General features: G+C 63.5%; 24 protein-coding genes. 12 read left to right on the plus strand and 12 right to left on the minus strand.

Annotated elements, in window-relative coordinates:
- The first annotated feature begins 14 nt into the window (after positions 1-14).
- Positions 15-830 carry a lanthanide ABC transporter permease protein PedC gene (locus T31B1_RS11805; protein WP_353249707.1) on the plus strand — a complete coding sequence of 272 codons (816 nt, stop codon included), beginning with the start codon at positions 15-17 and terminating at the stop codon, positions 828-830.
- A gap of 163 nt (positions 831-993) precedes the next feature.
- On the opposite strand, the gene T31B1_RS11810 is transcribed toward T31B1_RS11805, so the two are convergent.
- The 5 genes from T31B1_RS11810 to T31B1_RS11830 all read right to left on the minus strand — a co-directional run bounded on the left by T31B1_RS11810 (position 994) and on the right by T31B1_RS11830 (position 7,894).
- Positions 994-1,590 carry a PepSY domain-containing protein gene (locus T31B1_RS11810; protein WP_353249708.1) on the minus strand — a complete coding sequence of 199 codons (597 nt, stop codon included), beginning with the start codon at positions 1,588-1,590 and terminating at the stop codon, positions 994-996.
- A gap of 184 nt (positions 1,591-1,774) precedes the next feature.
- Positions 1,775-4,120, minus strand: coding sequence for a TonB-dependent receptor (locus T31B1_RS11815; RefSeq protein WP_353249709.1), 2,346 nt, complete (start codon positions 4,118-4,120; stop codon positions 1,775-1,777).
- An 89-nt stretch (positions 4,121-4,209) separates the two neighbouring features.
- The gene (locus T31B1_RS11820) at positions 4,210-5,520 is read right to left on the minus strand and encodes an ATP-binding protein (protein ID WP_353249710.1); all 1,311 of its coding nucleotides are present in this window, start codon (positions 5,518-5,520) and stop codon (positions 4,210-4,212) included.
- Between the two features lie 18 nt (positions 5,521-5,538).
- Positions 5,539-6,171, minus strand: coding sequence for a response regulator (locus tag T31B1_RS11825; RefSeq protein WP_353249711.1), 633 nt, complete (start codon positions 6,169-6,171; stop codon positions 5,539-5,541).
- Between the two features lie 211 nt (positions 6,172-6,382).
- Entirely contained in the window at positions 6,383-7,894 is a 1,512-nt protein-coding gene (locus T31B1_RS11830) for an aldehyde dehydrogenase family protein (RefSeq protein WP_353249712.1), read from the minus strand.
- 378 nt (positions 7,895-8,272) lie between these two features.
- Between T31B1_RS11830 and T31B1_RS11835 the strand changes: the two genes are divergently transcribed.
- The 4 genes from T31B1_RS11835 (at position 8,273) to pqqD (ending at position 12,283) form a co-directional block, all read left to right on the plus strand.
- Positions 8,273-10,237, plus strand: coding sequence for a sigma-54-dependent Fis family transcriptional regulator (locus T31B1_RS11835; RefSeq protein WP_353249713.1), 1,965 nt, complete (start codon positions 8,273-8,275; stop codon positions 10,235-10,237).
- Positions 10,238-10,341: 104 nt separating this feature from the next.
- Positions 10,342-11,253, plus strand: coding sequence for a pyrroloquinoline quinone biosynthesis protein PqqB (gene pqqB, locus T31B1_RS11840; protein WP_353249714.1), 912 nt, complete (start codon positions 10,342-10,344; stop codon positions 11,251-11,253).
- Positions 11,250-11,996 (plus strand): pyrroloquinoline-quinone synthase PqqC, encoded by a 747-nt coding sequence (gene pqqC / locus T31B1_RS11845; RefSeq protein WP_353249715.1) that lies wholly within the window; start codon positions 11,250-11,252, stop codon positions 11,994-11,996. The genes pqqB and pqqC overlap by 4 nt, the downstream gene beginning before the upstream one ends.
- A complete protein-coding gene (pqqD, locus tag T31B1_RS11850) occupies positions 11,993-12,283 on the plus strand; it encodes a pyrroloquinoline quinone biosynthesis peptide chaperone PqqD (protein WP_353249716.1) in 291 nt (96 codons plus the stop codon). Before pqqC ends, pqqD begins: the two co-directional genes overlap by 4 nt.
- 122 nt (positions 12,284-12,405) lie before the next feature.
- Here pqqD and T31B1_RS11855 read toward each other — a convergent pair whose 3' ends face one another.
- Entirely contained in the window at positions 12,406-12,849 is a 444-nt protein-coding gene (locus tag T31B1_RS11855; RefSeq protein WP_353249717.1) for a putative quinol monooxygenase, read from the minus strand.
- A 33-nt stretch (positions 12,850-12,882) separates the two neighbouring features.
- Between T31B1_RS11855 and T31B1_RS11860 the strand changes: the two genes are divergently transcribed.
- Complete coding sequence (locus T31B1_RS11860; protein WP_353249718.1) at positions 12,883-13,836, plus strand: LysR family transcriptional regulator; 954 nt, start codon at positions 12,883-12,885, stop codon at positions 13,834-13,836.
- A 108-nt stretch (positions 13,837-13,944) separates the two neighbouring features.
- Here the strand turns inward: T31B1_RS11860 and pqqE are convergent, their stop codons facing one another.
- Positions 13,945-15,099, minus strand: a complete 1,155-nt coding sequence (gene pqqE, locus T31B1_RS11865) for a pyrroloquinoline quinone biosynthesis protein PqqE (protein WP_353249719.1) — start codon at positions 15,097-15,099, stop codon at positions 13,945-13,947.
- Between the two features lie 81 nt (positions 15,100-15,180).
- Positions 15,181-15,258: a pyrroloquinoline quinone precursor peptide PqqA gene (gene pqqA, locus T31B1_RS11870; protein ID WP_209059483.1), complete on the minus strand. Its 78-nt coding sequence runs from the start codon at positions 15,256-15,258 to the stop codon at positions 15,181-15,183.
- A 306-nt stretch (positions 15,259-15,564) separates the two neighbouring features.
- Here pqqA and T31B1_RS11875 point away from each other — a divergent pair, with 306 nt between their 5' ends.
- From T31B1_RS11875 to T31B1_RS11885, 3 genes are all read left to right on the plus strand, one after another.
- Positions 15,565-16,992 carry a sensor histidine kinase gene (locus tag T31B1_RS11875; protein WP_353249720.1) on the plus strand — a complete coding sequence of 476 codons (1,428 nt, stop codon included), beginning with the start codon at positions 15,565-15,567 and terminating at the stop codon, positions 16,990-16,992.
- Positions 16,989-18,368 (plus strand): sigma-54-dependent transcriptional regulator, encoded by a 1,380-nt coding sequence (locus T31B1_RS11880; protein WP_353249721.1) that lies wholly within the window; start codon positions 16,989-16,991, stop codon positions 18,366-18,368. The genes T31B1_RS11875 and T31B1_RS11880 overlap by 4 nt, the downstream gene beginning before the upstream one ends.
- A gap of 237 nt (positions 18,369-18,605) precedes the next feature.
- Positions 18,606-18,866 (plus strand): ComEA family DNA-binding protein, encoded by a 261-nt coding sequence (locus T31B1_RS11885; RefSeq protein ID WP_353249722.1) that lies wholly within the window; start codon positions 18,606-18,608, stop codon positions 18,864-18,866.
- Between the two features lie 59 nt (positions 18,867-18,925).
- On the opposite strand, the gene T31B1_RS11890 is transcribed toward T31B1_RS11885, so the two are convergent.
- The gene (locus T31B1_RS11890; RefSeq protein ID WP_353249723.1) at positions 18,926-19,591 is read right to left on the minus strand and encodes a glutathione S-transferase; all 666 of its coding nucleotides are present in this window, start codon (positions 19,589-19,591) and stop codon (positions 18,926-18,928) included.
- 56 nt (positions 19,592-19,647) lie between these two features.
- Positions 19,648-19,926 carry a DUF3634 family protein gene (locus tag T31B1_RS11895; protein ID WP_353249724.1) on the minus strand — a complete coding sequence of 93 codons (279 nt, stop codon included), beginning with the start codon at positions 19,924-19,926 and terminating at the stop codon, positions 19,648-19,650.
- 41 nt (positions 19,927-19,967) lie between these two features.
- On the opposite strand from T31B1_RS11895, the gene T31B1_RS11900 reads away from it, so the two are divergent.
- Entirely contained in the window at positions 19,968-20,387 is a 420-nt protein-coding gene (locus tag T31B1_RS11900; RefSeq protein ID WP_353249725.1) for an RNA-binding S4 domain-containing protein, read from the plus strand.
- A 13-nt stretch (positions 20,388-20,400) separates the two neighbouring features.
- Here T31B1_RS11900 and T31B1_RS11905 read toward each other — a convergent pair whose 3' ends face one another.
- On the minus strand, positions 20,401-20,907 hold the full coding sequence (locus T31B1_RS11905) for a pilin (protein ID WP_353249726.1): 507 nt from the start codon (positions 20,905-20,907) through the stop codon (positions 20,401-20,403).
- A 218-nt stretch (positions 20,908-21,125) separates the two neighbouring features.
- On the opposite strand from T31B1_RS11905, the gene T31B1_RS11910 reads away from it, so the two are divergent.
- Positions 21,126-21,557, plus strand: a complete 432-nt coding sequence (locus T31B1_RS11910; RefSeq protein WP_353249727.1) for a polyribonucleotide nucleotidyltransferase — start codon at positions 21,126-21,128, stop codon at positions 21,555-21,557.
- A 61-nt stretch (positions 21,558-21,618) separates the two neighbouring features.
- On the opposite strand, the gene T31B1_RS11915 is transcribed toward T31B1_RS11910, so the two are convergent.
- Positions 21,619-22,908: an MgtC/SapB family protein gene (locus T31B1_RS11915; RefSeq protein WP_353249728.1), complete on the minus strand. Its 1,290-nt coding sequence runs from the start codon at positions 22,906-22,908 to the stop codon at positions 21,619-21,621.
- Positions 22,909-23,037: 129 nt separating this feature from the next.
- On the opposite strand from T31B1_RS11915, the gene T31B1_RS11920 reads away from it, so the two are divergent.
- Complete coding sequence (locus tag T31B1_RS11920; RefSeq protein WP_353249729.1) at positions 23,038-23,853, plus strand: crotonase/enoyl-CoA hydratase family protein; 816 nt, start codon at positions 23,038-23,040, stop codon at positions 23,851-23,853.
- Positions 23,854-23,861: the final 8 nt, after the last annotated feature.

Consider the following 23,861-nt stretch of genomic DNA (forward strand, 5'->3'; position numbering starts at 1 on the left):
CAAGGAGCGCTGTCATGGCACGCGCTAGTCATATCGGTCAAGCACTGCTGGCGGTCTCCTCGCGCGAGACGGTGAAGTTCCTGCATCAGCGGGGCCGACTGGCATCGGCCGTGGTTCGTCCGAGCCTGTGGCTGTTGATCTTTGCCGCCGGCTTCAAGAACGTTTTCGGTATCTCGGTGCTACCGCCCTACGACAGCTATATCGAATACCAGGTCTACGTCGTGCCGGGGCTGCTGGGCATGGTGCTTCTATTCAACGGCATGCAATCGTCGCTGGCCATGGTCTACGATCGCGAAATGGGTCTGATGCGGCTGCTGCTGACCGCACCGCTGCCGCGTTCGGTGCTGCTGGCTTGCAAGCTGGCCGCCGGTACGTTCCTGTCGGTGTTGCAGGCCTATGCGTTCCTGATCGTTTGTGCGTTGTTCGGCGTCGATCTGCCGTGGTGGCCCGGTCTGTTGACCGTTCTGCCGGCCTTGATGCTGACCGGGCTGATGCTGGGCGCACTCGGATTGTTGCTGTCGGTCTATATCAAGCAGCTCGAGAATTTCGCCGGCACCATGAATTTCGTGATCTTTCCGATGTTCTTTCTCTCTCCGGCGCTCTACCCGCTGTGGAAGCTCAAGGAGTCCGGGGCTCAGGTCATCTACCAGCTCTCCAGGATCAATCCATTCACCCATGGGGTGGAACTGGTGAGATTCGCCTTCTATGGTCAGATCAACTGGGTCGCGGCGGCCGTGGTCTCCGGCTCGCTGGTGGTGTTCTTTGCCATTGCGGTCTGGGGTTACGACCCGCAGCGGGGTCTGGTGCGGCGCAAGCGCCAGGGCGGTTGAATCGGGACGCCCGTGCGTCCGCTGTGCGGGCACGTGCGGGTCGCTTTCCGTGTTGATCTGTCCGACCCCGCCGGCAAGTACACGTCGGGCGCAACGAAAAGCCCGTGCGAGCTAGCGCACGGGCTGGCAACATGGCTGGGCGTTTGTTCGTCCGGGCCGTCGGTCAGGTTCCGCTGTCCGGCGAGCCGGACGCCGCGGCGCCGCCATCGACTTCTTCAGACGGTTCGTGCCCGATCTGCCACGTCTCGACCGACAACTCGATGATGTCGCCGGTAACGGCATCCACCTCGACCTTGAGCTCGTTGTCCTGGCCGTCCTGGGCCACGTCGATCTCGTAGGTGGGCGAGCCGTCGGACTCGATTTCGTATTCGACTTCGACGATCTCGCCACCGAAACGGTCGATCACTGTCTGGCGTGCCTGCGCTTCGGTGATCTTAGCCTGCCGGGCAAACGCCTCGTCCTGGGGCGAGTCGGCCTCGGTTTCCAGCTCGTAGATATCGCCGGTGCGGGCGTTGCACATCAACTCCCATTCGGTGTCATCGTTATCGCGGATTTCGATCTCGTAGGTTGGTGCGCCCGCCGGGCTCACGCTCAAAAATTCAACCTTCACGATATCGCCCTGACGCACGCTACGAGCGGATTCGATGCACTGCTCGAGCGGCACCAGGTCCGCGTTCTGTTTAGCGATCGCCGGTGCAGTAATCGCCATCATGGCCAGACTCGATACAGCGGCCAGTTGGCTCAATCGGTCGTTTATCATGGTGTGGGTTGCCTCCTTGGTTTTATGCAGAACCTATGTATCTCGTCGCGCTTCGGCCAGGACTGGCCGCGTGGCGATTCGAGCGTGTGAACAAGAAGCAGGCGACTCCATCGATGACTCCAAGAGGGAGAGTCGAACCATCGAAAGGCCGCCTGCGGAGGAGACTCGTGAAAACGGTTGCGCGCTAGAGCTCGATACGAACGCCGCCCCAGATACCGAACGGGGCGCCCGGCCCGATGAAACGATTAGCGTCCTCGTAGCGATCGCCTTCGAGGACCTCGTCGGATTCGCCGTACAGGCCGAACGTCTCGTAATCGGAGTCCAGCAGGTTGTTGACGCGCACGAAGGTCGTAATGCGATCGGTCCAGGCGTAGGAGGCGTTCGCGTTGACGATCGCGTAGCCGCTGATGTCTTCGTTGTCGGTGTTCGACTCGTCGCCTCGATAGATCTGATCGCCGTTGCCGACCACCTGCACGCCCAGCTTGAGCTTGTCAGTGGCCAGCCAGTCGACGCCCACGTTGAACAGGTGCTCCGGGATCAACGGAATACGATCACCTGATTCGACCTGCTGGGTCGGGTCGTCGCCGGGGGCGGCGTCCTCGTCGGCCAGCGGATGGTTCGGCGAGTTGGTCACGAACGGATCGCGGAATTCCGCGTTGAGATAGGTGTAGTTCGCCGACAGCAGGAAGCGTTCCAGAAACTGCCAGTCCACGCCCAGCTCGATGCCCTGGCGACGGGTCTTGCCGACGTTGTCGAAATAGCCCTCGAAGCGAGATTCGGCGGCAATGAACAGGATATCGTCCTGGTTGTCGGAGCGGAACGCCGAGGCACGCCAGTGCAGCGTGCCGGACCCGCCGCGAAGACCCAGCTCGTAGGTGGTGGTCACGACCTGATCCAGGGGCGGATCGTCCACGAAGCCGTTGGGCAGGCGACAGGGCGCATCCGGATTCGCACAGGTCAGCTCGACCGGCGAGGGGGCACGTGAGGATTGCGAGATGCTGCCGAACGTAGTCAGGTGATCGTTGATCTCGTAGGTCAGGCCGCCGGCCAGATTCAGGCGCTTGAACTCGTGATCGCCGCTGAGGCTCAGATCGGCCCCGTCATCGTCGTCCCCGCCTTCGAAGTTCACCTCCGGGCTGGTGTCGTGCAGGGAGATAGCGGTACGGTTGTAGCGGCCGGCGATAGTGCCTTCCAGCCGGTCGGTGATCGGCACGCGCTGGAGGAAGAACAGGCTGGCCGTACTGTTGCGGGCATTGACGCCGGTCAACGATTCACCGGAAATGATGCCGCTGCCTACGGTGCCGCGGTCGTCGGTCAGACGCGCCAGCTCGGTCTGCTGAAAGAACTGGCTGCTGCCGTAGTCGATACTCGCGCCCACGATGAGATCGCCGCCCAGAACGCCGTCCTGGCGCCCCTGTACGTTCAGGCCGAAACCATCCTCCTTGGTCTGCGAGGTGTTCTGGGTGCCGCCGAGCACGTTCGGCCCGACCGCGACCGCGTTGCCGTTGGCGTCAAAGATGATTTCTTCTTCGCCGCCGCCTTCCTCGGTCTCACACAGCAGCCCGGCGTTACCAGCCTCTTCACAGGCACCGAATTCCGATCCGTCGCCATTGAAGGTGTTGATTTCGTTACGGCGGTAGTAGGCACCCCAGGCAAGCGTGAAATCCTCGGTGACGTCCTCGGTGCCCCGCAGGTTGAACATCACCATGTCCGGCTTGGTCTCGTCCGGGTAGGTGAACACCGAATCCCGACCTTCGGCATCGGCCAGCTCGCGCGGGATCGCACCGTTGCCCCGCAGCGTGTTGTCGGCCGCGGTGATCGAGAAGTCCAGCGTGCCGTTTTCGGTGAGCGTGGAAAACTGCGTGAACAGCTGGGTGACGTCCGAATCGGAGAAGTCGCGCCAGCCGTCTTCGGACATGCCCTGGGCGGCGAAATACCAGCCGGTCTCGCCGTCGTTGCCACCGGCCTGAAAATAACCGCCGAAGCGTCCGAAGCTGCCGCCGAACAGCTCCAGTTCGCGCCCCTGGTAAGTAAAGCCGGTCTTGGTCCTGACCGAGACCGCGCCGCCCAGCGTGTTCTGACCGAACACCGGATTGGAACCGGGAATCAGATCGATGGAATCGATGGCAACCTGAGGTATCAGATCCCAGTTGACGGTATCGCCGAACGGTTCGTTGATCCGTACTCCGTCCTGGTAGATGGACAAGCCCTGGGGCAGACCCAGCAACGGCGACGCGGTATAGCCGCGATAGTTCAGGTCCGGCTGGAACGGGTTATTGACAGCGTCGTTGACATGCACGCTGCCCAGTTCGTCACGCAGGAACTCGTTGATGTTGAGCGTCTCGGATCGACGGATATCGTCCGCGTTCGCGCTCTGTACGTTGGCCGGGTATCGATCGGCATCGACGTCGCTGCCGGAAAACGGCGTGGCGCCGATCACTTCGATGCCGCCGAGCGCGGAATCCTGAGCCCAGGCCCCGGTACTGATCACAACGCCAGTGACAAGGCACAGGCCCCCTTTGATATCCATCGCTCCCCCTTATTTATTTAGTATTCGCCACGATCGTCATCGAGTGTCCGCCGTTCGATCAGCGGTATTCAATGGGAAAAATTCCCGTTTTATGCCGGCCGGTTGTCCCGGGGGATACGAGCCAATACACATGTTCCGCGCCCGGGTCGGCTGATCAGCTCGAAGCGCCCGTTCATCAGCGCGATGCGCTCGGCCATGCCCGACAGTCCCAAGCCGCGGTGACGCGCCGTCGTATCGAAGCCGCGTCCGTCGTCGCGTATTTCAGCCTCGACCCGCACGTCATCGGTGTGCAGGCGTACTGTGATCTGCCGGGCCTGCGCATGGCGCAGGGCGTTGGTCAGCGCCTCCTGGATCAGCCGGAAGACGTGGATCGCCACCGTCGGGGCGAGATCGTCGTCGTTGCCCTGGCATTCGAACTCGATATGAATATCCGGCCGGCTTCGATGCCAGCGGGCGATATGATCCTCCAGCGCGGCCATCAGACCGAGTTCGTCGAGCCCCGGCGGGCGCAGCCGGCGCATCATCTGCCGCGCCTGGTCGTAGATATGTGCCGCCACCTCGGCGATCGCCTCGGCCGACTCGGCCACACCGGCGGGCAAGCGATCGCCGCGTGCCAGAATGCCAGCGGCGTCGGCGCGTATGGCGGTGAGACTCTGGCCGAGCTCGTCGTGCAGTTCACGGGCGAGATTGCGTCGTTCGTCTTCCTGGATACGCAACGAATGATCGCGCAGGCGATGGTTTTCTCGGCGCGCATCGGCCAGCGTTGCGGCCATGTGATTGAACTGGCGGGCGATGCCGTCGAACTCCGGGAGCGAGAACGCCGGCAGCCGGGTCTCGTAGTCGCCATGCTCGATCTGCTGGAGCGCGGCATCGATCCGGCGTACGGGGACCATGGCGCGGCCCATCAGGACATAGGCGATCGCCACGATCGCAAGATAGAAGATCAGCAGCAGCGCGAGCAGGCCGCGGGTGTCGTGCCATGTTTCGTCGATCTCGTCGTCGGGGTCGGCCAGAATACGGATCTGCAGATCGTGCGCGACCTCGATGCGTCGCTCGGGCAGCGACGCCGGACGGGTCAGGGCCGCGAACCAGGCCGGCGCACGCAGGGCGGGCTTGGACGGGCAGGCCGGGGCCGACGAGCCCGGCGACACCAAGGACAGACACAGATGCCGAAGATGGCCGATCCGTTCCAGGCGTCGAGCGGCGACCAGACTGGCTTCGCCGTCGGCCAGGCTGGCCTCGACGATATCCGATGCCAGCGTCACACTCGAATGCATTTCGTCGGCGATGGCTTCATGCGCATTGGCCACGATCATCCAGCCGGCTGCCAGAAGCACACCGGCGGCCAGCAGAGATACCGAAATCATCAATCGCTGGCGAAGGCGCAGACGCTTGTCCATGCGAGCCGGCCGCTTTGGTCAGAGTGCGACCACGCCGGTGCGTATGGCCAGCCGGGTCAGATCGGCTGTGCCGCTCGCGCCCAGCTTGGTCCGCAGTCGGGTCGTGTGATTCGCGACCGTCTTGGGGCTGAGAAACAGCTCCTCGGCAATGGCATTCACGCTCGCACCGGAAGCCAGCAATCGGAAGATCTCGAATTCGCGTGACGACAGGCAGGCCAGAGGATTGGCGGCGTCGGGGCCGGCCTCGTCGGCCAGTTCGGCGTCGATATAGCGTTGTCCGGTGGCCACCGCTCGCACGGCGTTCACGAGTACCTCGGACACCGCACGCTTGCTGATATAGCCGGTCGCCCCCGCGGTCAGCGCGCGGCGGACGAATATCTGTTCTTCGTGTACGGAGAACACGAGTACACGCACGCCCGGGTAGCGCGAGAGAATACGCTTTGTCGCCTCGATACCGCTCATGCCCGGCAGCGACAGGTCCATCACGATGACGTGGATATCCAGGTCCCGGCACGCCGCGTAGGCGCGTTCGCCGCTGTCGGCTTCACCGACCACCTGGATATCGTCTGCGAGCTTGAGCAGCCGGCCATAGCCGGCCCGTACGACGGCGTGGTCATCGACCAGAAGCACGCGGATGGGCGTGGTCTGCATGAAGTCCTCCTGGTGCCGGCGGTGGATCGGCTCGGTCGGATGCCGTGACGATTGGCTATGGACGCCTCGGCTTCGATCATCGTGACCCACGACAATAGCGCATGCCAAAGCCGGCGTGCGTGCCGACCGGCAGCCCACCCAAAAGAGCCGGCTACCGCATGACGGCAGCCGGCTCGTGTCGGGTACGGTCGCTATCGACCGCGCCGTTGGCCTACAACGATACCGTCACGGTCTTGGTTTCGGTGTAGTTGTTGAGCACCTGTGCGCCCATTTCCCGACCCCAGCCGGACTGCTTGAATCCGCCGAACGGCAGGGCCGCATCGAAGATGTTGTAGCAGTTGACCCAGACCGTGCCGGCGCGCAGCTTGTTGGCCAGCTTGTGAGCACGACCGATATCCTGCGTCCACACGCCGGATGCCAGCCCGAAGACCGTATCGTTGGCGCGCTTGATCAATTCGGCGTCCAGGTCCGAGAACCGGGTCGCGGTGACGACCGGACCGAAGATCTCTTCCTGATAGACCTTCATGTCGTCCTTGACGTCAACGAGCACCGTCGGCTTGACGAAATAGCCGTCGCCGTCTCCCTTCTCGCCGCCCGCCGCTGCGCGGGCACCCTGGCTCTTGCCGGATTCGAGATACCCCGTCACGCGGTCGAACTGGGTACGCGAGACCAGCGGCCCCATCTGGGTTTCCGGATCCAGGCCCGGGCCCAGCTTGATGTTGCGAGCGAACTCGGACACACCCTCGACCACCTCATCGTAGATCTTGTCGTGTACGAAAAGCCGCGAACCGGCGGCACAGCACTGGCCATGATTGAAGAAGATGGCGTTGGCCGCCCCCGGAATCGCCTTTTCCAGGTCGGCGTCGTCGAGGATGATGTTCGGCGACTTGCCGCCCAGTTCCAGCGACACTTTCTTGAGGTTGCCCTTGGCGGCGTCGACGATCAGACGGCCGACTTCGGTGGACCCGGTGAAGGCGATCTTATCGACCATCGGGTGTGCGGCAAGCGGGGCACCGGCCTCTTCGCCGAAACCGGTGATGATGTTGACGACACCGTCCGGTACGCCAGCCTCCTGCATGATCTCGGCCAACTTGAGACCTGACAACGGCGTCTCTTCGGCCAGTTTCATGACGATGGTGTTACCGGTCGCCAGCGCCGGTGCCAGCTTCCAGGCTGCCATCAGCAGCGGGAAATTCCAGGGGATGATCTGGCCACACACGCCCACCGGCTCGCGCCGGGTATAGGCATGCCATTCGGCGCCGGGCGCGTACGGCACGGTCGGACTGATCAACTCGCCGTTGAGCTTGGTCGCCCAGCCCGCCATATAACGAAACATCTCGGCGGCCAGCGGTACATCGGCGGCACGTGCAATCGAGATCGGCTTGCCGTTGTCCAGCGACTCGAGCTGCGCCAGTTCTTCCTGATAATGCATGATCAGGTCGCCGATCTTCCAGACGATCTGCTGGCGCTCGGCGGGAGACATGCGGGTCCAGGGCCCGTCGTCGAATGCCTTGCGGGCGGCCTTCACCGCCTTGTCGACGTCGGCCTTGCCGGCCGACTGGGCATGCGCGACGACCTGATCGTTGGATGGATTGTAGACATCGAACGTTTCGCCCGACTCGGCGGCGACCCACTGGCCGCCGATGAGCATCTTGCGCGGCGTGTCGATGAATTGCTTGACGCTGGGTTCCAGCGCGACTTCAGAAGCGGCTACTGCACACATGAGTTGTTGACTCCTCCGATTCGTTTAACAAAACACGCACGCGCTCACGCTCGTCGTGTTGTCGTCGTTGTCGAGCCACCGCATACCCCTTGGAGCGCGGTGCCTGTCGTGTCTCAACGCAAGGATCAGGCCACGCGCCACGGCGCTCGTTCTACCGTGTTTTTTGGTTGTTATCCGTCCGGATCACAGTGTCACTGTCACGGAACTGGCGCAACCGTGTTGCATCGCTGCGTCGGCGCCTGTCCGGACCAGTTGTGCGCGGTGTGCAAACCTGCTACAAAAATCCAAAGGTTCGTATGCCCGCCTCTTAAGCGGGACGGCCCAGAAAAAGAAAAAATGACGGAGCGGCTCGACCGCACCGCATCAGGAGGAGACACCATGGCTACGGTAGTTGCGCCGCAGCGCTCTGCGGGATCGGTGCGTGCGGGGAGCCATACCGCCGATCTGATTGCAGGCTCCTGGGATCGCTGCATCCACGATTATGGGCTGGATCCGGCTCAGATCGAGCTGGACGTGGTGTCTGCCAGCACGCTCAGCGCGCATCGCGACGAGCTGGGCGAGGTCGTGAGCATCGCCCGTGCGGAAATGGAGAATCTGGCCGCACAGATCGCCGGTTCCGGCTATGCGCTCCTGCTGACCGATGCCCACGGCGTAATTCTCTACAATCGAGTCGAACAATCGCTGCGTGGCAGTTTCCGAGCGGCCGGGCTGTGGGACGGGGCCGATTGGAGCGAGGGCCGACAGGGCACCAACGGGATCGGCACCTGTATCTTCGAGCATCGGCCGGTCATCGTGCACTGCGGCGACCATTTCGCTTCGAGAAACAGTGCACTGAGCTGCTCGGCTTCGCCAATTCGCAACCCACAGGGAGATCTGCTGGCGGTGCTGGATGCGTCGTCTGTTCAGTGCGAGGGCAACCGCGCCGGCCAGACACACACCATGGCACTGGTGAACATGTCGGCGCGCCTGATCGAGAAATGCGTGTTTCTCAACGCGAACGCGAACTACCGCATCCTTCGTTTCCATAGCCGTCCGGAATTCGTGAGTCTGATCCACGACGGCATGATCGCGGTCGATGAAGGCGGACGGATCCTGGCGGTCGATGACGGGGCGGCCTGTCAGCTGGGCTTTGACGAACGCACGCCGCTGATCGGCCGCGACATCGGTGAAGTGTTCGATATCGATGCCGACATCCTCGCCGATCGGGCCAGCGACAGCGGGCAGACGGTCTGGCCGATGCACGAACAGCAGCGTGGCCGACGCTATTTCGCCAGTGTGCGACGCCCGGCCGAGCCAGGCCGCCCGGGCCGTGTGACAGTCGCACGCAGCGACGACTCGGCGCTGCGCGTAAGCGCGGCCCGCCGCCATCAGGCACGCGGGTTCGCCGATCTGGCCGGCAGCGATCCGACCATGGCCTACAACGTGCGCTGTGCGCGACGTGTGGCCGATCGTCAGGTCCAGATCATGCTGCGGGGCGAAACCGGCACGGGCAAGGAGATCTTCGCGCGCGCCATTCATTCGGCCAGCCGACGGTCGGCCTCACCGTTCGTGGCGGTCAACTGTGCCGCTATCCCCGAGTCGTTGATCGAGTCGGAGCTGTTCGGCTACAAATCGGGCGCGTTTACCGGCGCACGCCGCGACGGCATGCGCGGCCGTATTCTGCAGTCGTCCGGCGGCACGCTGTTCCTCGACGAGATCGGCGACATGCCGGTGGAATTGCAGACCCGTCTTCTGCGCGTACTCGAAGAACGGGAAGTCGTTCCGCTGGGCAGCGAAACGCCGATCGCGGTGGATCTCAACGTCATTTCGGCGACGCATGCGGATCTGATGGCGCGGGTCGAGGCGGGCAGCTTTCGCGAGGATCTGTACTACCGGCTCAATGGTATTACCTTGACGCTGCCGGCGGTGCGTGAACGCAGCGACCGGCAATCGCTGCTGCGTTCGGTCGTGTCGCTCGAGCACGACGGCGATGTGGCGGTCAAGATCGAGGAGGACGCGCTCGAGGCGCTGGTGCGCTATCCGTGGCCGGGTAATATCCGGCAGATGCGCAACGTCATGCGGACCGCGCTGGCGCTGTGCGACGACCTGACCATCGGCCTGGCGGATCTGCCTGCCGAAATCACCCGGACGGTGGGAGGGCATGAGCCCAGAGCCGGTTACCAGGGCGGGGGTGCAGTGACCGCGGCCGGGCCGTTGGAATGTGCCGAGCGTGCGGCATTGCTGGCCGCGCTTGACGACAACCGCTGGAACATCAGCCATACCGCGGCCCAGCTCGACATGAGCCGGAACACGCTCTACCGCAAGATGAAGAAACACGACATCCCGCCTTCGCGCCAGCGCTAGTTCATCGGCCGCGGAGCGGGTCCGCCGGTGAGGTGAGCGGTCGAACGACTGGCACGACTCCTGCCTAGGTTCCAGGATTCGAACGACAGTCAGCAGGGGCAGGAATGTATATCAGGGTTCTGGGATCGGCCGCGGGCGGCGGCTTTCCGCAATGGAACACCAACGTCGGCCTGAACCGGGCTTTCCACGAGGGCGCGACCCGAGCTCGCGCCCGTACCCAGTCGTCGATCGCGGTCAGCGCCGATGGCGAACGCTGGTTGCTGGTCAACGCGTCGCCCGATGTCCGGCAGCAGATTCTGGATTTCCCCGCGCTGCGCCCGGCGCCGGAAACACGCGGTACCGGTATCGGCGCCGTGCTGCTCATGGACAGCCAGATCGATCACGCCACCGGGCTGATCATTCTGCGCGAGGGCGATACGCTGCCCGTCTGGTCGACGCGCCCCGTCTACGAAGACCTCACTACCGGTCTGCCGCTGTTCAACGTGCTCTCACACTACTGTGGCGTGGACTGGCACGAGATCGATACCGCGGCCGATCATTTCGCAATCGACGGCGTACCGGGGCTGTCGTTTCGTGCGGTCGAGCTGTCCTCGGCCGCGCCGCCGTATTCGCCGCACCGGGGCGACCCGCATCCCGGCGACAACATTGGCCTGGTCGTGACCGACGACGCCACCGGCGGCACGCTGTTCTATGCGCCCGGCCTCGGCGCGCCGGACGACACCATCGCCGCCGTCGCAAGGCAATCGGATTGCCTGCTCGTGGACGGCACCTTCTTCACCGAAACCGAGATGATCGACCAGGGCGTGGGCGTGAAACCTGCGGCAGCGATGGGCCATCTGCCGCAGTCCGGCGAAAACGGCATGCTCGCCTGGCTGGCGAACTTTCCCGACAAGCGCCGGGTGCTCATCCATATCAACAACACCAATCCCATCCTCGACCCGGACTCGCCGGAGCGTGCCACGGTCGAAAACGCCGGGGTGGAAGTCGCCTATGACGGTATGGAAATAAAGCTATGAGCGTTGCCAACGACGGTCAAAAGCCCTGGTCGCGTGACGAATTCGAAGCCCGCCTTCGGGCCAGGGGCGCGCGCTATCACATCCATCATCCCTACCACCGGATGATGCACGAAGGTCGCTGCACGCCGGATCAGATTCGTGGCTGGGTGCTCAACCGCTACTACTACCAGGTCTGTATTCCCATCAAGGATGCCAACGTGCTCGCCAACTGCCCGGACCCGGCCGCTCGCCAGCTCTGGGTTCAGCGCATCATCGACCACGACGGCGCGCCGGGCGAAACCGGCGGCATCGAAGCCTGGCTGATGCTGGCCGAAGCCACCGGCCTGGATCGCGCGCGCGTCGCCAACCTCACTGACCTGCTGCCGGGCGTGCGTTTCGCCGTCGATGCCTATGTAAACTTCGCCCGGCGCGCGTCCTGGCAGGAAGCCGCCTGCTCGTCGCTCACCGAACTGTTCGCGCCGGAAATCCATCAGCAACGCCTGACCGGCTGGCCCGATCACTACCCGTGGATCGATGATTCCGGCCTGAGCTACTTCCGCAAGCGTCTGTCGGAAGCACGGCGCGATGTCGAACACGGCCTGCGGGTCACGCTGGGCCATTTCACCACCCGCGCCGAGCAGGAATACGCGCTATCGATTCTGCAGTTCAAGCTCGACGTGCTCTGGAGCATGCTCGATGCCATGTGGATGGCTTATGTCGAAGACCGGCCGCCGTATCACAGCTGCCCGGAGCCGCAGACATGAGCGCCGGTGCCCCCGTTTCCGATAGCGCCGTGCCACAGATCACCCGTGGCCACCGCCTGCAGTTCGAACCGGCCCAGGACTGCCACGTCCTGCTCTACCCGGAAGGCATGATCACGCTCAACGACAGCGCGGCCGAAATCCTGCAGCGCTGCGATGGCCAGCGGTCCGTACAGGCGATCTGCAACGATCTGTCGGCCGCATTCGACGGGGCCGATGTTACGGCCGATGTGCACGCGTTCCTGAAGCTGGCAGCATCGCACGGCTGGATCGTGTTCGATCAGACGTAGCGCCCGAAGATCAGTGGTGGAGTTCTGTCGCGAAAACGTCCGTACGGCGGCTGGCTGAACGTGGCTTTCCGACCTGCGCAGCACAAGGCTGTTGGCGCACATCGTGAGTGTGTCTGTTATCGCTATGCGAAGACTCTTTTGCTGAACAGGATATCCACGCGATAAACATGCGCAGGGTAAGCAAGAATCTCGTTCATCCGTTCATTGTCGCGAAAAATATCGCCGCCACCGCCGGCCACGTGCGCGTCGCGTCCGGTAATGTTCGGAAACGCTTCAAAGATGCCAAATGTCGTCGGCGAATAACGCACGCCGTACCAGGGGCCCGTACCGGGTTCATCCAGCACGCAACCGTAGATGTCCTTCAGCATTAGAAGCACCTCGTCTTCTTTGCCCGGTTTGGCCTCGATATGGATATAGAACGCTTTCGGGCCATCCGCGCCGTTCTCGCCGGTTACGGCCACGCCGCGATGTGGCCGGTCATTCGAGCCAGCGTCGGGATAGGGATTGGGGCCCGGCGAGGTCGAGAGGTCTTCGTCGCGCGTTGATGGGGGTGTGGCTTTCGACATGGCTCGTAATCCTTCGCTGCTCACAGCATTTGGTTGAGGTTTTCCAGATTACGAGCCTCCAGCGTTGGCACAATTGCTAAAAGCGACACCGCCTTTTACTTTGTGCAAGTGCGCGGACTCCCTCCAATTCAATCGCTTGATGCATTCATCAGCGTCGTGCGTCTGGGCAGTCTTGCGGCGGCCAGCCAGGAATTACATCTCTCGGTTCCGGCGCTGAGCCGTCGTATCGCTCGGTTGGAAGCGGATTTGGGGATCAGTCTGTTCGAGCGTCGTCCCCGAGGGCTGGTGCTCACGCCCGCTGGCGAGTCCTACCACGCCAAGATAGTGCCTGCGCTTAAGCTATTGCACGTCGCGCATGCGGGCATTTCGAAAGAACGCCGACACATCGTCAGACTGACCACGATTCCGGCCTTCGCGAACCGTTGGCTGTTACCCCGATTGCATCGCTTTTCAGCGATGCATCCCGAGATTGAAGTGGACGTCATCGCTTCGACGTCGCTCGAGCGGCTGGATGATCAGGACCTGGATTTAGCCATCCGCCTGGCCCGGCACGATACGATGCCCGAGCCGCCGCTCCTCCCCATTCATGTTTCCCCCGTTTGGAGTCCGGCGCGGATTACGGGGCCGTCTCTGCCTTCGGACGTTTTGGATCATGTGCTGCTTGATCCCGACCATCGACCGGAGTTCTGGCGGGAGTGGCTTGCTGCGTATCAGCTTGAGCAGCACGTCATTCAGAGGCGCCCGGTCGATCCCCTGTTGCTGTACGAGTTAACGGCTAGCGGCGCGGGCATTGGAATCGGTCTTGACCCGCTGGTGACCGATCTAATCGATCAAGGGCGCTTGGCAACCATGAGCGCTTACCGCGTGCGTTCGACCCGCAGCTTTCATTTGGTGCAAAAACCTGACTCCGGGTTAGCCGCGCGTCGTTTAGCCGCCTGGCTACGGGAAGAGGCGGTGTCGCGATCAAGGCCCTCGCCATCTGACTGAAAGAAGACGCTCATAGCGCCTGGCCAAATACTGAGTCTGCAATTTATAAAAGCTGACAGGGTTTGTGGATCGGCGCTGCCGTTCACGCTACCTGGTAGCTGGCAACGCTTAATTCGGGCCGTTTTGCCGGTGCAGCCGCTTCGAATTCTTGGGATTGCGAAACACGATCGGCTGGGCGGTGGGCGCTTCGACAGGCTGTGCGTTCGCGCGCTCGACGGCGTCGGTCACAAGATGGTGCTCGGGCGATTTCGCACACACGGGATCGGTGGCGTACATGTCGCCGGTGAGCATATAGGCCTGGCAGCGGCAGCCGCCGTAGTCCTTGGTTTTTTCCGAGCAGCTGCGACAGGGTTCTTTCATCCAGTCGTAGCCGCGGAAATGATTGAAGGCGGGGGATTCGGCCCAGATCCACTCGATGTCGTGATCGACCACGTTCGGAAATTCCAGGCCGGGTAGCTGGCGCGCGGCATGGCAGGGCAGGGCCACGCCGTCCGGGGCGACGGTGAGGAAGATATCGCCCCAGCCGCTCATGCAGGCCTTGGGCCGGTCTTCGTAGTAGTCCGGCACCACGAAATACAGCTTCATCGCGCCGCCGCGCTCGCGGTATTCGGTGGTGACCCGTTCGGCATGTTCAAGCTGTTCGCGGGTGGGCATGAGCGCGTCGCGGTTGTGCCAGGCCCAGCCGTAGTACTGGGTGTTGGCCAGTTCTACATAGTCGGCGTCGAGCGCTTCGGCCATGGCGATGATCTCTTCGATATCGTCGATGTTCTTTCGGTGCAGCACGATGTTGAGCACCATCGGATAACCGTGGCGCTTGATCGAGCGGGCCATGTCCTTCTTCTTCTCGAAGCTGTCGGTGCCGCCGAGGAAATTGTTCATTTCGGCGTTGCTGGCCTGGAAGCTGATCTGGATATGATCGAGCCCGGCCTCGGCCAGACGGGCGACCCGGTCATCGTCCATGCCGATGCCGGAAGTGATCAGATTGGAGTAGAAACCCAGCCGCCGGCCTTCGGCCACGATCTCTTCGAGGTCCTGCCGGACCAGCGGCTCACCGCCGGACAGGCCCAACTGGGCCGCCCCCATCGCGCGGGCCTGGCGCAGAACTTTCTTCCAGTCTTCGGTGCCGATCTCGCGACCGATCCGGGCCATTTCGGTGGGATTGCTGCAATACGGACACTGCAACGGACAGGCGTAGGTCAGCTCGGCCAGCAACCAGAGCGGTCGGGCCGGGGTAACGCCATCGTGTCGCGTGGGCAGATCCATGGTATTGCTACTGACAGCTGGACGGACTGAGCGAAAAAGAAAGGGGCATGTAGCCCCTTTCTCCGACATCACAACCGATAATCAGCGGTTGTTGACGTACATCGTGATTTCGAAACCCAGACGCAGGTCATGGGCCTTCGGGGTGGTCCACTGTTTCATAGCCTATCTCCTTGGTTGATATTCTGAATGGGCTAGTGAAAGGTTGCACGCACCGTGCCAGACGCCGACCGTTCAGCGAATGCGGTTAACTCGTTGATAATTCGATCACTCGCGCGCCTTCTCGGCAGGTTGGCGGTCGGAGAGCGGGTTATCGGCGGCTAGTGGCGCTTATTGGCCAGCCAGTTCGGCCACTATTGGCCAATCTCATACTGCCGTTCGCCGTCCAATGGGGCGCCTCGAACTGTTCGAGGCGCGCCGCGTGCAAACGCCATCGCGTGAAACCGCAACAGGCCCTAGACTCCGGGAATGCCTTTTTCCCGCACGCATTCGCTCAAGAGCCTGATCCGGCGCTACCAGCTGGCGTTTCTGCTTATCCTGACCGCCGCGGCTGGCCTGGGCGGGTTGTGGTCGATCTTCTGGCAGTCCGGCTATCAGAGTTCGCTGCGTCTCAATGGCCTGCTGATCGAGGCACAGGCCGTACGGGGGGATCTGTATCGCCAGATCAAGGCGCTGGACGAAACCAAGGGCGCGGGCCCAGGCGACGACTACTGGCAACGGCTGTATCGTATCGACGAGCATTTCTATCGCATGCGCCATTTTGCCGATACAGCGGCCGAACGGGACACGATCGCACGCATGGAGGCGGCCTACGGGCTGCTGCTGGCTGCAATGAACCGGGTTGTCACCAACCCTGCCGATCCGAATGCGCGCGAAACAACGCTGGGTCCGTGGCAGGCCGGCGATTTCGAGACTGCCTACAGCGAGCTTACCGCCCAGGTGGCCGCCCAGCGTAACGCGCTGTCTCAGCGGATGCAGTTATGGAACCGGCTGGCGCCGTGGCTGGCCTGGTTGCCGCTGGCGCTCGGCGTCGCGGTGGCCATCTGGCTCAACCGACGTTTCGTGCGCGGGTTCGTGCGCCCCCTGGAGCAATTGGTCGCCGACACCGCCGCACTGGGCCGCGGCCAGTTGTCCTACCGGCTGACCCGACGTGGTGTGGATGAAGTAGCCCAGCTCGCCACCACGATCAACGCCATGGCCGCCGAACTGGAGCACAACCGCCAGGCACTGGTCGAGCGCGAACGCCAGGCCGCACTCGGGGCACTGGTTCCGGTGATCGCCCACAACATCCGCAATCCGCTGGCGGGTATCCGCGCCAATGCACAGATGCTCGATCGCCACGCCACCATCGAGGATATCGAGGAGACCGGTGAAGACATCATCGATGCAGCCGATCGACTCGAACGCTGGTTGGGCGCGCTGCTGGCCTATCTTCACCCGCTGCAGTTGACCCGTGAGCCGCACGCCCTGGACACGATCGTGGATGCCGCGGTAGCCGCCCTCGGCGCTCGCGTGTCGGCACACGCGGTACGCCTCAGACGCACCCGGTCGAATGCACAGGTCGCTGTCGATGCGCCGCTGCTCGAACAGGCATTGCACGGGCTGATCGCCAATGCGCTCGAAGCTTCACCCGAAGGCGCCGTGCTCGGGCTGGAAACCGACGTCGTCGACGAGTGCGTGCAGTTGCTGATCGAAGATCAGGGGCCGGGCATGGCCACGACGGTGGATCTGCACGCCGAAGCGCCCATGGCCAGCACCAAGCGCCGCGGCACCGGACTTGGCATTCCCTTCGCGTTCAAGATCATCAAGGCCCACGACGGCGAGCTCGCCTTCGAATCGATGAGCGAGGGTGGAACGCGTGTGCGTGTACGACTGCCCGCATGGAAGACGACATGAAAGACGTGCCGCATATCCTGGTGCTTGAGGATGAGCGAGCGCTCGCACGGGCTATCGACCGGCGTCTGCGCCGCGATGGCTATACGGTAGCCGTTTGCGAGAATCTCGCCAATGCGCGCCTGGCCGCGGGTCGGCGCCGGCCGGATCTGGCCGTGCTGGATCTGCGACTGCCCGATGGTGATGGGCTGGCCTTTCTGGAATGGCTGCGCGCCGACATCGTCGATGCGCCCGCGATCGTGATGACCGCCTTCGGCGAGCTCGACGACGCGATCGCGGCCATGCGTCTCGGCGCGGTGGATTTCCTCAAAAAGCCGCTCGATCTGGACGCGCTGTCGCGTATCGCCAGCGATGCCCTGCAGCCTGAGAGCCCGGTTTCATCCTCTGCGGCGTCGGGCGCCGAGTCGCCGGTCGGGCCGACGATCGTCGGCGAAAGCCCCGAGATGGTGGCCTTGCGGCGGCAGATCGAGCGCATCGCCGCGCTCGGCGCCGGGGAGGCACCGCCCAACGTACTCATCGTAGGCGAGACCGGAACGGGCAAGGACCTGCTCGCGCGCTATCTGCATGCGCAGTCGCCGCGCGCGGCCGCCGAGTTCGTCCAGGTCGACTGTGCCGCGTTGCCCCGCGATCTGATCGAGGCCGAGCTGTTCGGCCACGAAAAAGGCGCGTTCACCAACGCGCATCGTGCCCGGCGCGGGTTGCTGGCCGCCGCTGGTCAGGGCTCGGCGTTTCTCAACGAAATCGGCGAGTTGCCGCTTGCCCTGCAGGCCAAACTTTTGAACGCCCTGGAATCACGTACCGTGCGCGAAATCGGTAGCGATACCGAGCGTCCCATCGACGCGTGGTTCATCGCCGCGACACATCGTGATCTGGCCGAGATGATGGCGGCCGGCGATTTTCGCCAGGATCTGTATTACCGGTTGAATGTTCTGACCCTGCATGTGCCGCCGCTGCGCGAGCGAGGCGAGGACGTGATCGCGCTCGCTCGTCATTTCGTGGCGAGTATCGCTGTCCGCTATGACCGGGCTGTCCCGACCTTGACCGCCGATGCCGAGCAAGCGCTCAGACGTCACGACTGGCCGGGCAACGTGCGGGAATTGCGGCATGTACTGGAACGGGCGGTGCTCGTGCATGCCGATACGCGGATCGAGAGCACGCATCTGGGTATCGAGCGACGTGATCGCAGGCTGCCGGCGGTCGACACCGCGTCCATGAAGTCGGCCCCTGTCACGACGCTGGCCGACAGCGAACGCGAATTGATCCGACAAACACTGGCGGCTACCGGTGACAATGTGTCCGAGACTGCGCGACGACTCGGGCTGAGCCGTGGCGCGCTGCGTTATCGGCTGGACAAGTACGATATCGAGGCCGGACGCTGACCGCCAGCGGCCGGGACGGCGACTTAAAAGAGAATTAGTCACCAGTCGGCGCAGAAAGCGCGAATAATACGGCCAATTTTGCGGAACGAACTTCCGCCGTACGGACTGTTTCGCGCAAATAATTGAAATTATTCGTTTTGCAAATTGTGGGCAGGCGATGCATTCGTTCGCTGTTTGCATCGCGATTTTCGCTGTGTGTAGCGTGCAGTTTCGTACAACAATAAGCAGAGAATGATTATGAAAAAGCTGCTACTAGGTCTCTTTGTCGCGCTGAGCGTCGTTGCGACTGCCGCCCTTGCGGCGGTCAACGTCAATACGGCCGACGCCGACCAGCTCGCCCAGTTGTCGGGTATCGGACCGGCTAAAGCCAGCGCGATCGTCGAGGATCGTCAGGAAAACGGTGACTACGCCAAACTCGATGAACTGACCCGCGTCAGTGGAATCGGCAGCAAGACCGTCGACAGCCTGCGCGACGAGGCGACGGTGGGGGGCGATTGATCGGGTCGGCAGGCGCCGAAACCCCTCAGGAGAGCCCGCGATCGCGGGCTCTTTTCGTTTCAGGCATAGGCATACGGGCCGCCTTTTTCCAGTGCGCGCTGGTAAGCCGGCCGTTGATGAATACGTTCCAGGAATGCCTTGATCCGGGGGCAGCGGCTCTCCAGCCCGCGTCGGCTCGCTGCAGCCTCCAGGGGGAAGCTCATCATGATGTCGGCTGCGCTGAACTGGTTGCCGACAAACCATTCGTGCTGGCGCAGCTCGTTCTCCATGAAGTCGAGATGCAGATCGAGCTGCGGCCTTATGAACTGCTTCTTGACGTTCGCCGAGATGGCCTTGGCGATCGGCTTGATCAGGAAAGGCGATTTCTTTTCGACGGTGTCGAAGACCAGATGCAGCAGCAACGGCGGCATGGCGGATCCTTCGGCATAGTGCAGCCAGTAGTCATACTGGAGTCGCTCGTCGCTGCCGCGCTCGGGCGCCAGACGACCACCGCCGTGGCGTTCGACGATGTAGTCCACGATCAGCCCGGTTTCGGCGACCGTGCGCTGGTCATCGGTGATCACGGGAGATTTGCCCAGCGGATGCACCTGGCGCAGGGCATCCGGTGCGAGCATGGTCTTGGGATCACGCCGGTAGTGCCGGATCTCGTACTCCAGCCCAAGCTCCTCGAGCAGCCAGAGCACACGCTGCGAGCGCGAGTCCTCCAGATGGTGAACTGTAATCATCGCCTGTCTCCCGGTGCGTTGAGCGTGGCCAACGATACGTCAATGAACGATGTGTTTCAGCCGCGGGCACGTCGGCCGGACCCGGGCCCGGGGGTGGTCGGCGCCGGCCAGACATTGCGTATGGCCTGCCGGCCTGTTTCGGGAAAACCGGCGGCAAATCGCAGGCGGGCATGGCGGCCCGCGCCCTTGCATTCGATCTCGCCCTGCTCGATGGCGTGCAGTGACACGATATCTCGTACCGCGGCAATGAAGCGCGGCGGGGCGTTGCCCGTGACTACACGGACTTCGCCGTCATCGATACGCAATTTGTAGAGCAGTCGGAATCTTGCGAGCACTAGACGTTTTCGTCGGGCCGGTTTGATGTCACAGTTTGCGTATGAGCCGTGATACCCGCAAGCCAGCCCCGTCGTTCGAGCCCGCCGCGGTGCGCGTCGACAAATGGTTGTGGGCTGCGCGTTTTTTCAAGACACGCAGCCTCGCCTCGACGGCTGTCAAGGGCGGCAAGATCGAAGTCGATGGTCACAATGCCAAGCCTAGTACGTCAGTGCGCCCCGGCCAGCGGCTGAACGTCACCAAGGGCGAGGACCGTTTCGAAATCGATATTCAGGCGGTATCCGACAAGCGCGGCCCCGCATCCCAGGCGCAGACGCTCTATGTCGAGACCCCGGCCAGCGTCAAACGACGTGGCGAACAGGCCGAGCAAAGGCGTGCGGCGCGTATTTCAATGCCGCACTCGACTCATCGGCCGGACAAGAAGCAGCGTCGTCAGCTTCGCCGGTTCAAGGAAGGCCAGTAGCCGGCCTGCCCGACTATCGACAACGCGGCGGTAGATAGGCCTCGGGTACCCCATCGCCAGAGGGCGCCGTGCAGTGCCAGCGGATCGTTGCGCCGGATACATCGGCCTGAAGATACAAGCGGCGATTGTCGAGCACGCCGCCGTCGAACTTGATGCGGATACCCGGGTGGTCGGCGTTGTTGTTCCACCAGATGCGTTTGACATAGGTGCCGCTGGCCGCACCGGCCTCGCCGGTGTAATCCACGCCCAGTTCGTCGAGCACCAGGTTCCAGGTATTGTTTTCCACGGCTGGCAGCCCGCCGTGCAGGGAGACATATTCGATCACGGCGCGGCGCAGTGGCTGCGCGAGGATCAAGCCTTCGCTGACCTTGGCTCGAGCGACATAGGCACGATAGGCCGGAATCGCCAGCGCGGCGAGTACACCGACGATCGCCACCACGATCATCAGCTCGATGAGGGTGAAACCAGGCTCGCAACGTCCGGCGGGCCGGTACGGCGAACGGTGGGTCGCGCATTTCATGAGCGCCTCCCAACTCTTTTTGTTATGGCCTTTTTTGTCGCCTGCCCGGCGCTTTGTTGTCAACCCGTCCGGTCGGCCGCTGGCCGGCTGCGTTCGGGCCGCTATAATCCGTGCCGAGCGCGGCCGAGCTCGCGCCTGAAAATATTGTCAGAATATCAAGGGGGTAAGGGATGCCAGATCGAACATACAGGGTCCGACGCGTCGGCATGGTCACGGCCATGACCGTCACGCTGATCGGCACTACCGCCTGTGGCGTGGTGCTCTACCCGGAACGCAAGGGCCAGATCGAAGGACGGATCGACCCAGCGATCGCGATACTGGATGCGGTCGGACTGCTGTTTTTCATCGTGCCGGGCGTGATCGCCTTCGCCGTGGATTTCGCCACCGGGGCGATCTATCTGCCGGGCGGCTCAGGCTATACGACCCTGGACATGGACGACGCCCGGGTCATTCGCCTGGATCCGAAGCACATGAGCGCGCCGGACATCGAGCGCGCCATTCGTGAGCAGACCGGTCAGCGGCTGTCACTGGGCGATCCTGCAGTGCTGGGCCGGCGACCCGCCGGCACCCTGTGGCGGCCGCTGTCCGAGGTTCTCGCCCCTCGCCAGTATGCCGAACTGACCGGCCGGGTCATGCAGGCACGCCGCTAGCCATCGTGTGTCGCTACCCCGGCGGGCGCGGCGCCCGGCCGCGGTGTTGCGGTCACGCAGATCAGATCCCGGGCAGGCTCGGCAAGCGAGTCATCAGGCAGAGCATGCCGCCCCCGACGGACGCGACACCGGCGGCACTGGCAGCCACCAGCCAACCGAGTCGACGCCCACCGAGGGTGTAGGCCAGAAAGCTCTTGAACAGCACGCTGCTGATCGCGGCGACGACCAGCGCGCGAGCGGCGGTATCGATCGGCACACCCGAATGGCTGAGCTGAGCTACCGACAGGGTCACGGCAGTCAGGTCGCCCATGGCTGCGACCGCTGCGATAGCGAACACGCCGGCATCGCCGACCAGGCGGTGCGCGGCCGCACTGGCCACGGTGATGACGATCAGCAGCACGGCAAAGCGCAGCGTGTCCTTGAGTCGAAAGGGCGGGCCCATGCGCCGCGGGGCGCGCAGATGGGCGGTGTCGAGACGCAGATGCAGCAGCAGCGCCGATAACAGGCCGACGGTCATCATCACAAGCAACGGCGCCATCGCGCTACGCGCCAGGGCAGGGCTGGCCACCGAAGCCACCGCGAGCATGCGCGGCATGCCCATCGCCTGGGCCAGCACAACCCCCACGGCCAGCAGCGAATCCATGCCGCTGGTGCGTCTGGACAGACGGGCGAAATGGAGAGTCAAGGCGGTCGAAGAGGCCATGCCGCCGAACACCCCGGTGGTCAGTATCCCACGGGCGTGGCCGAGCAGGCGCACTGCGAAGTGGCCGGCGAACGAGATCGCTGCCACCAGCACGACCAAGGTCCATAGCCGATAGGGGTTGAGCGTGTCCCACGGGCCGACGCCGTGATCGGGCATCAGCGGCAACACCAGCACCGAGATCATCAGCAGCTTGAGGGCGGCAATCAGCTCGTCGCGATCGAGGCGCTCGATCCAGCGGTGCAGTTCGGGCTTGAGACCGAGCAGGGTGGCGGTGACGACCGCGCCCGCGGCAGCCAGCGCGGGCGAGCCGAGCGTGGCCATCGCTGCCAGCGCGTAGGTGGTGAACGCCGCCATCTCGCTGGTGATTCCGTATTCGCCGCGTTCGCGGGAGGACACCAGGTGCGCAGAGATGAGAATGGCCGCAACGGCCAGCAAGCCCATGCCAAGTACAATCGCGCCGAGCGTGAGTGCCAGATGGCCGGTGACGCCGCCGGCCACGCCGATGATCGCAAAAGTGCGCAGCCCGGCCACGCGCTGGCCGCTGTCGGCCTGCCGTTGTTGCCAGCCGCGCTCCAGGCCTACCAGAAGGCCGATCGCCAGTGCGACGCCCAGGTTTCGGAACAGAATGAGTGTGGTGTCGGTATCCATCGGCGATCTGTCGACGTCCTGCGATCGTAGATAGTAAGCCAAGTCCTGTGCGTGGCATGCCGTGATGCCGGTAGTCGCCGACGACCGAAAACGGCACGATAGCGACGATTCTCCCAGTCGAGAGCGCGCATGTCCCATACCGATTGTCTTCAGGTCAGCCGCGACGACGGGCTGGCCGCCGTACGCCTCAACCGTCCCGAAAAGCACAACGGCATGAACCTCGCGATGCTGGACGCGGTTAACGACGCCGCGCGATCGCTGTCGCGGGATCGTCAAGTGCGGGCCGTGGTCGTCGAGGGCGCCGGGCCGTCGTTTTGTGCCGGGCTGGATTTCAAGTCCGTGTTCGACTCGCCGCTGGCCGCGGCGCCGGCCGTGGCCGAACTATGGCGGCCCTATGCCAACCGCTTTCAGCGCTGGAGCCTGAGCTGGCGCGAGATCGGCGCGCCGGTGGTAGCCGCGATTCATGGCAACTGCTTTGGCGCCGGCATGCAACTGGCCCTCGGAGCCGACGTGCGCATTGCCTCGCCTGACGCGAGGCTGTCGATCATGGAAGCCAAATGGGGGCTGATACCGGACATGGGCGGTGCCGTGCTTTTGCGTGAACTGGTGTCCATCGATATCGCCAAACAGCTGGTCATGAGCGCCGAGGTGATCGACGGCCGCGAAGCGCATCGGCTCGGCCTGGTGACCCATCTCGCCGACGACCCGCAGGCACACGCGCGCGAAATCGCTGGCCGGATGAGCCACTATTCGCCCGATGCCGTCGCCGCCGGTAAATTCCTGCTCCAGGACGCCTGGCTGGCAGACGACAAGACCGCGGCCGCCGCCGAACGGCGATGGCAGCGGCGCTTGATCGGACGGCGCAATCAGCGGATCAGCATGGCTCGCAACGCCGATGCGCCGGATACGGCCTTCGCTGGGCGTCGAATCAAGTACCGAGGCTGATCGAGGCG

This window comes from Salinisphaera sp. T31B1 (assembly GCF_040361275.1).
GTDB lineage: Bacteria > Pseudomonadota > Gammaproteobacteria > Nevskiales > Salinisphaeraceae > Salinisphaera.

Bases quoted from the DNA above. Each gene is read 5' to 3' on its own strand.
- T31B1_RS11805 (WP_353249707.1), top strand. From the start codon at position 15: ATGGCACGCGCTAGTCATATCGGTCAAGCACTGCTGGCGGTCTCCTCG.
- T31B1_RS11810 (WP_353249708.1), bottom strand. From the start codon at position 1,590: ATGATAAACGACCGATTGAGCCAACTGGCCGCTGTATCGAGTCTGGCC.
- T31B1_RS11815 (WP_353249709.1), bottom strand. From the start codon at position 4,120: ATGGATATCAAAGGGGGCCTGTGCCTTGTCACTGGCGTTGTGATCAGT.
- T31B1_RS11820 (WP_353249710.1), bottom strand. From the start codon at position 5,520: ATGGACAAGCGTCTGCGCCTTCGCCAGCGATTGATGATTTCGGTATCT.
- T31B1_RS11825 (WP_353249711.1), bottom strand. From the start codon at position 6,171: ATGCAGACCACGCCCATCCGCGTGCTTCTGGTCGATGACCACGCCGTC.
- T31B1_RS11830 (WP_353249712.1), bottom strand. From the start codon at position 7,894: ATGTGTGCAGTAGCCGCTTCTGAAGTCGCGCTGGAACCCAGCGTCAAG.
- T31B1_RS11835 (WP_353249713.1), top strand. From the start codon at position 8,273: ATGGCTACGGTAGTTGCGCCGCAGCGCTCTGCGGGATCGGTGCGTGCG.
- pqqB (WP_353249714.1), top strand. From the start codon at position 10,342: ATGTATATCAGGGTTCTGGGATCGGCCGCGGGCGGCGGCTTTCCGCAA.
- pqqC (WP_353249715.1), top strand. From the start codon at position 11,250: ATGAGCGTTGCCAACGACGGTCAAAAGCCCTGGTCGCGTGACGAATTC.
- pqqD (WP_353249716.1), top strand. From the start codon at position 11,993: ATGAGCGCCGGTGCCCCCGTTTCCGATAGCGCCGTGCCACAGATCACC.
- T31B1_RS11855 (WP_353249717.1), bottom strand. From the start codon at position 12,849: ATGTCGAAAGCCACACCCCCATCAACGCGCGACGAAGACCTCTCGACC.
- pqqE (WP_353249719.1), bottom strand. From the start codon at position 15,099: ATGGATCTGCCCACGCGACACGATGGCGTTACCCCGGCCCGACCGCTC.
- pqqA (WP_209059483.1), bottom strand. From the start codon at position 15,258: ATGAAACAGTGGACCACCCCGAAGGCCCATGACCTGCGTCTGGGTTTC.
- T31B1_RS11875 (WP_353249720.1), top strand. From the start codon at position 15,565: ATGCCTTTTTCCCGCACGCATTCGCTCAAGAGCCTGATCCGGCGCTAC.
- T31B1_RS11880 (WP_353249721.1), top strand. From the start codon at position 16,989: ATGAAAGACGTGCCGCATATCCTGGTGCTTGAGGATGAGCGAGCGCTC.
- T31B1_RS11885 (WP_353249722.1), top strand. From the start codon at position 18,606: ATGAAAAAGCTGCTACTAGGTCTCTTTGTCGCGCTGAGCGTCGTTGCG.
- T31B1_RS11890 (WP_353249723.1), bottom strand. From the start codon at position 19,591: ATGATTACAGTTCACCATCTGGAGGACTCGCGCTCGCAGCGTGTGCTC.
- T31B1_RS11900 (WP_353249725.1), top strand. From the start codon at position 19,968: ATGAGCCGTGATACCCGCAAGCCAGCCCCGTCGTTCGAGCCCGCCGCG.
- T31B1_RS11905 (WP_353249726.1), bottom strand. From the start codon at position 20,907: ATGAAATGCGCGACCCACCGTTCGCCGTACCGGCCCGCCGGACGTTGC.
- T31B1_RS11910 (WP_353249727.1), top strand. From the start codon at position 21,126: ATGACCGTCACGCTGATCGGCACTACCGCCTGTGGCGTGGTGCTCTAC.
- T31B1_RS11915 (WP_353249728.1), bottom strand. From the start codon at position 22,908: ATGGATACCGACACCACACTCATTCTGTTCCGAAACCTGGGCGTCGCA.
- T31B1_RS11920 (WP_353249729.1), top strand. From the start codon at position 23,038: ATGTCCCATACCGATTGTCTTCAGGTCAGCCGCGACGACGGGCTGGCC.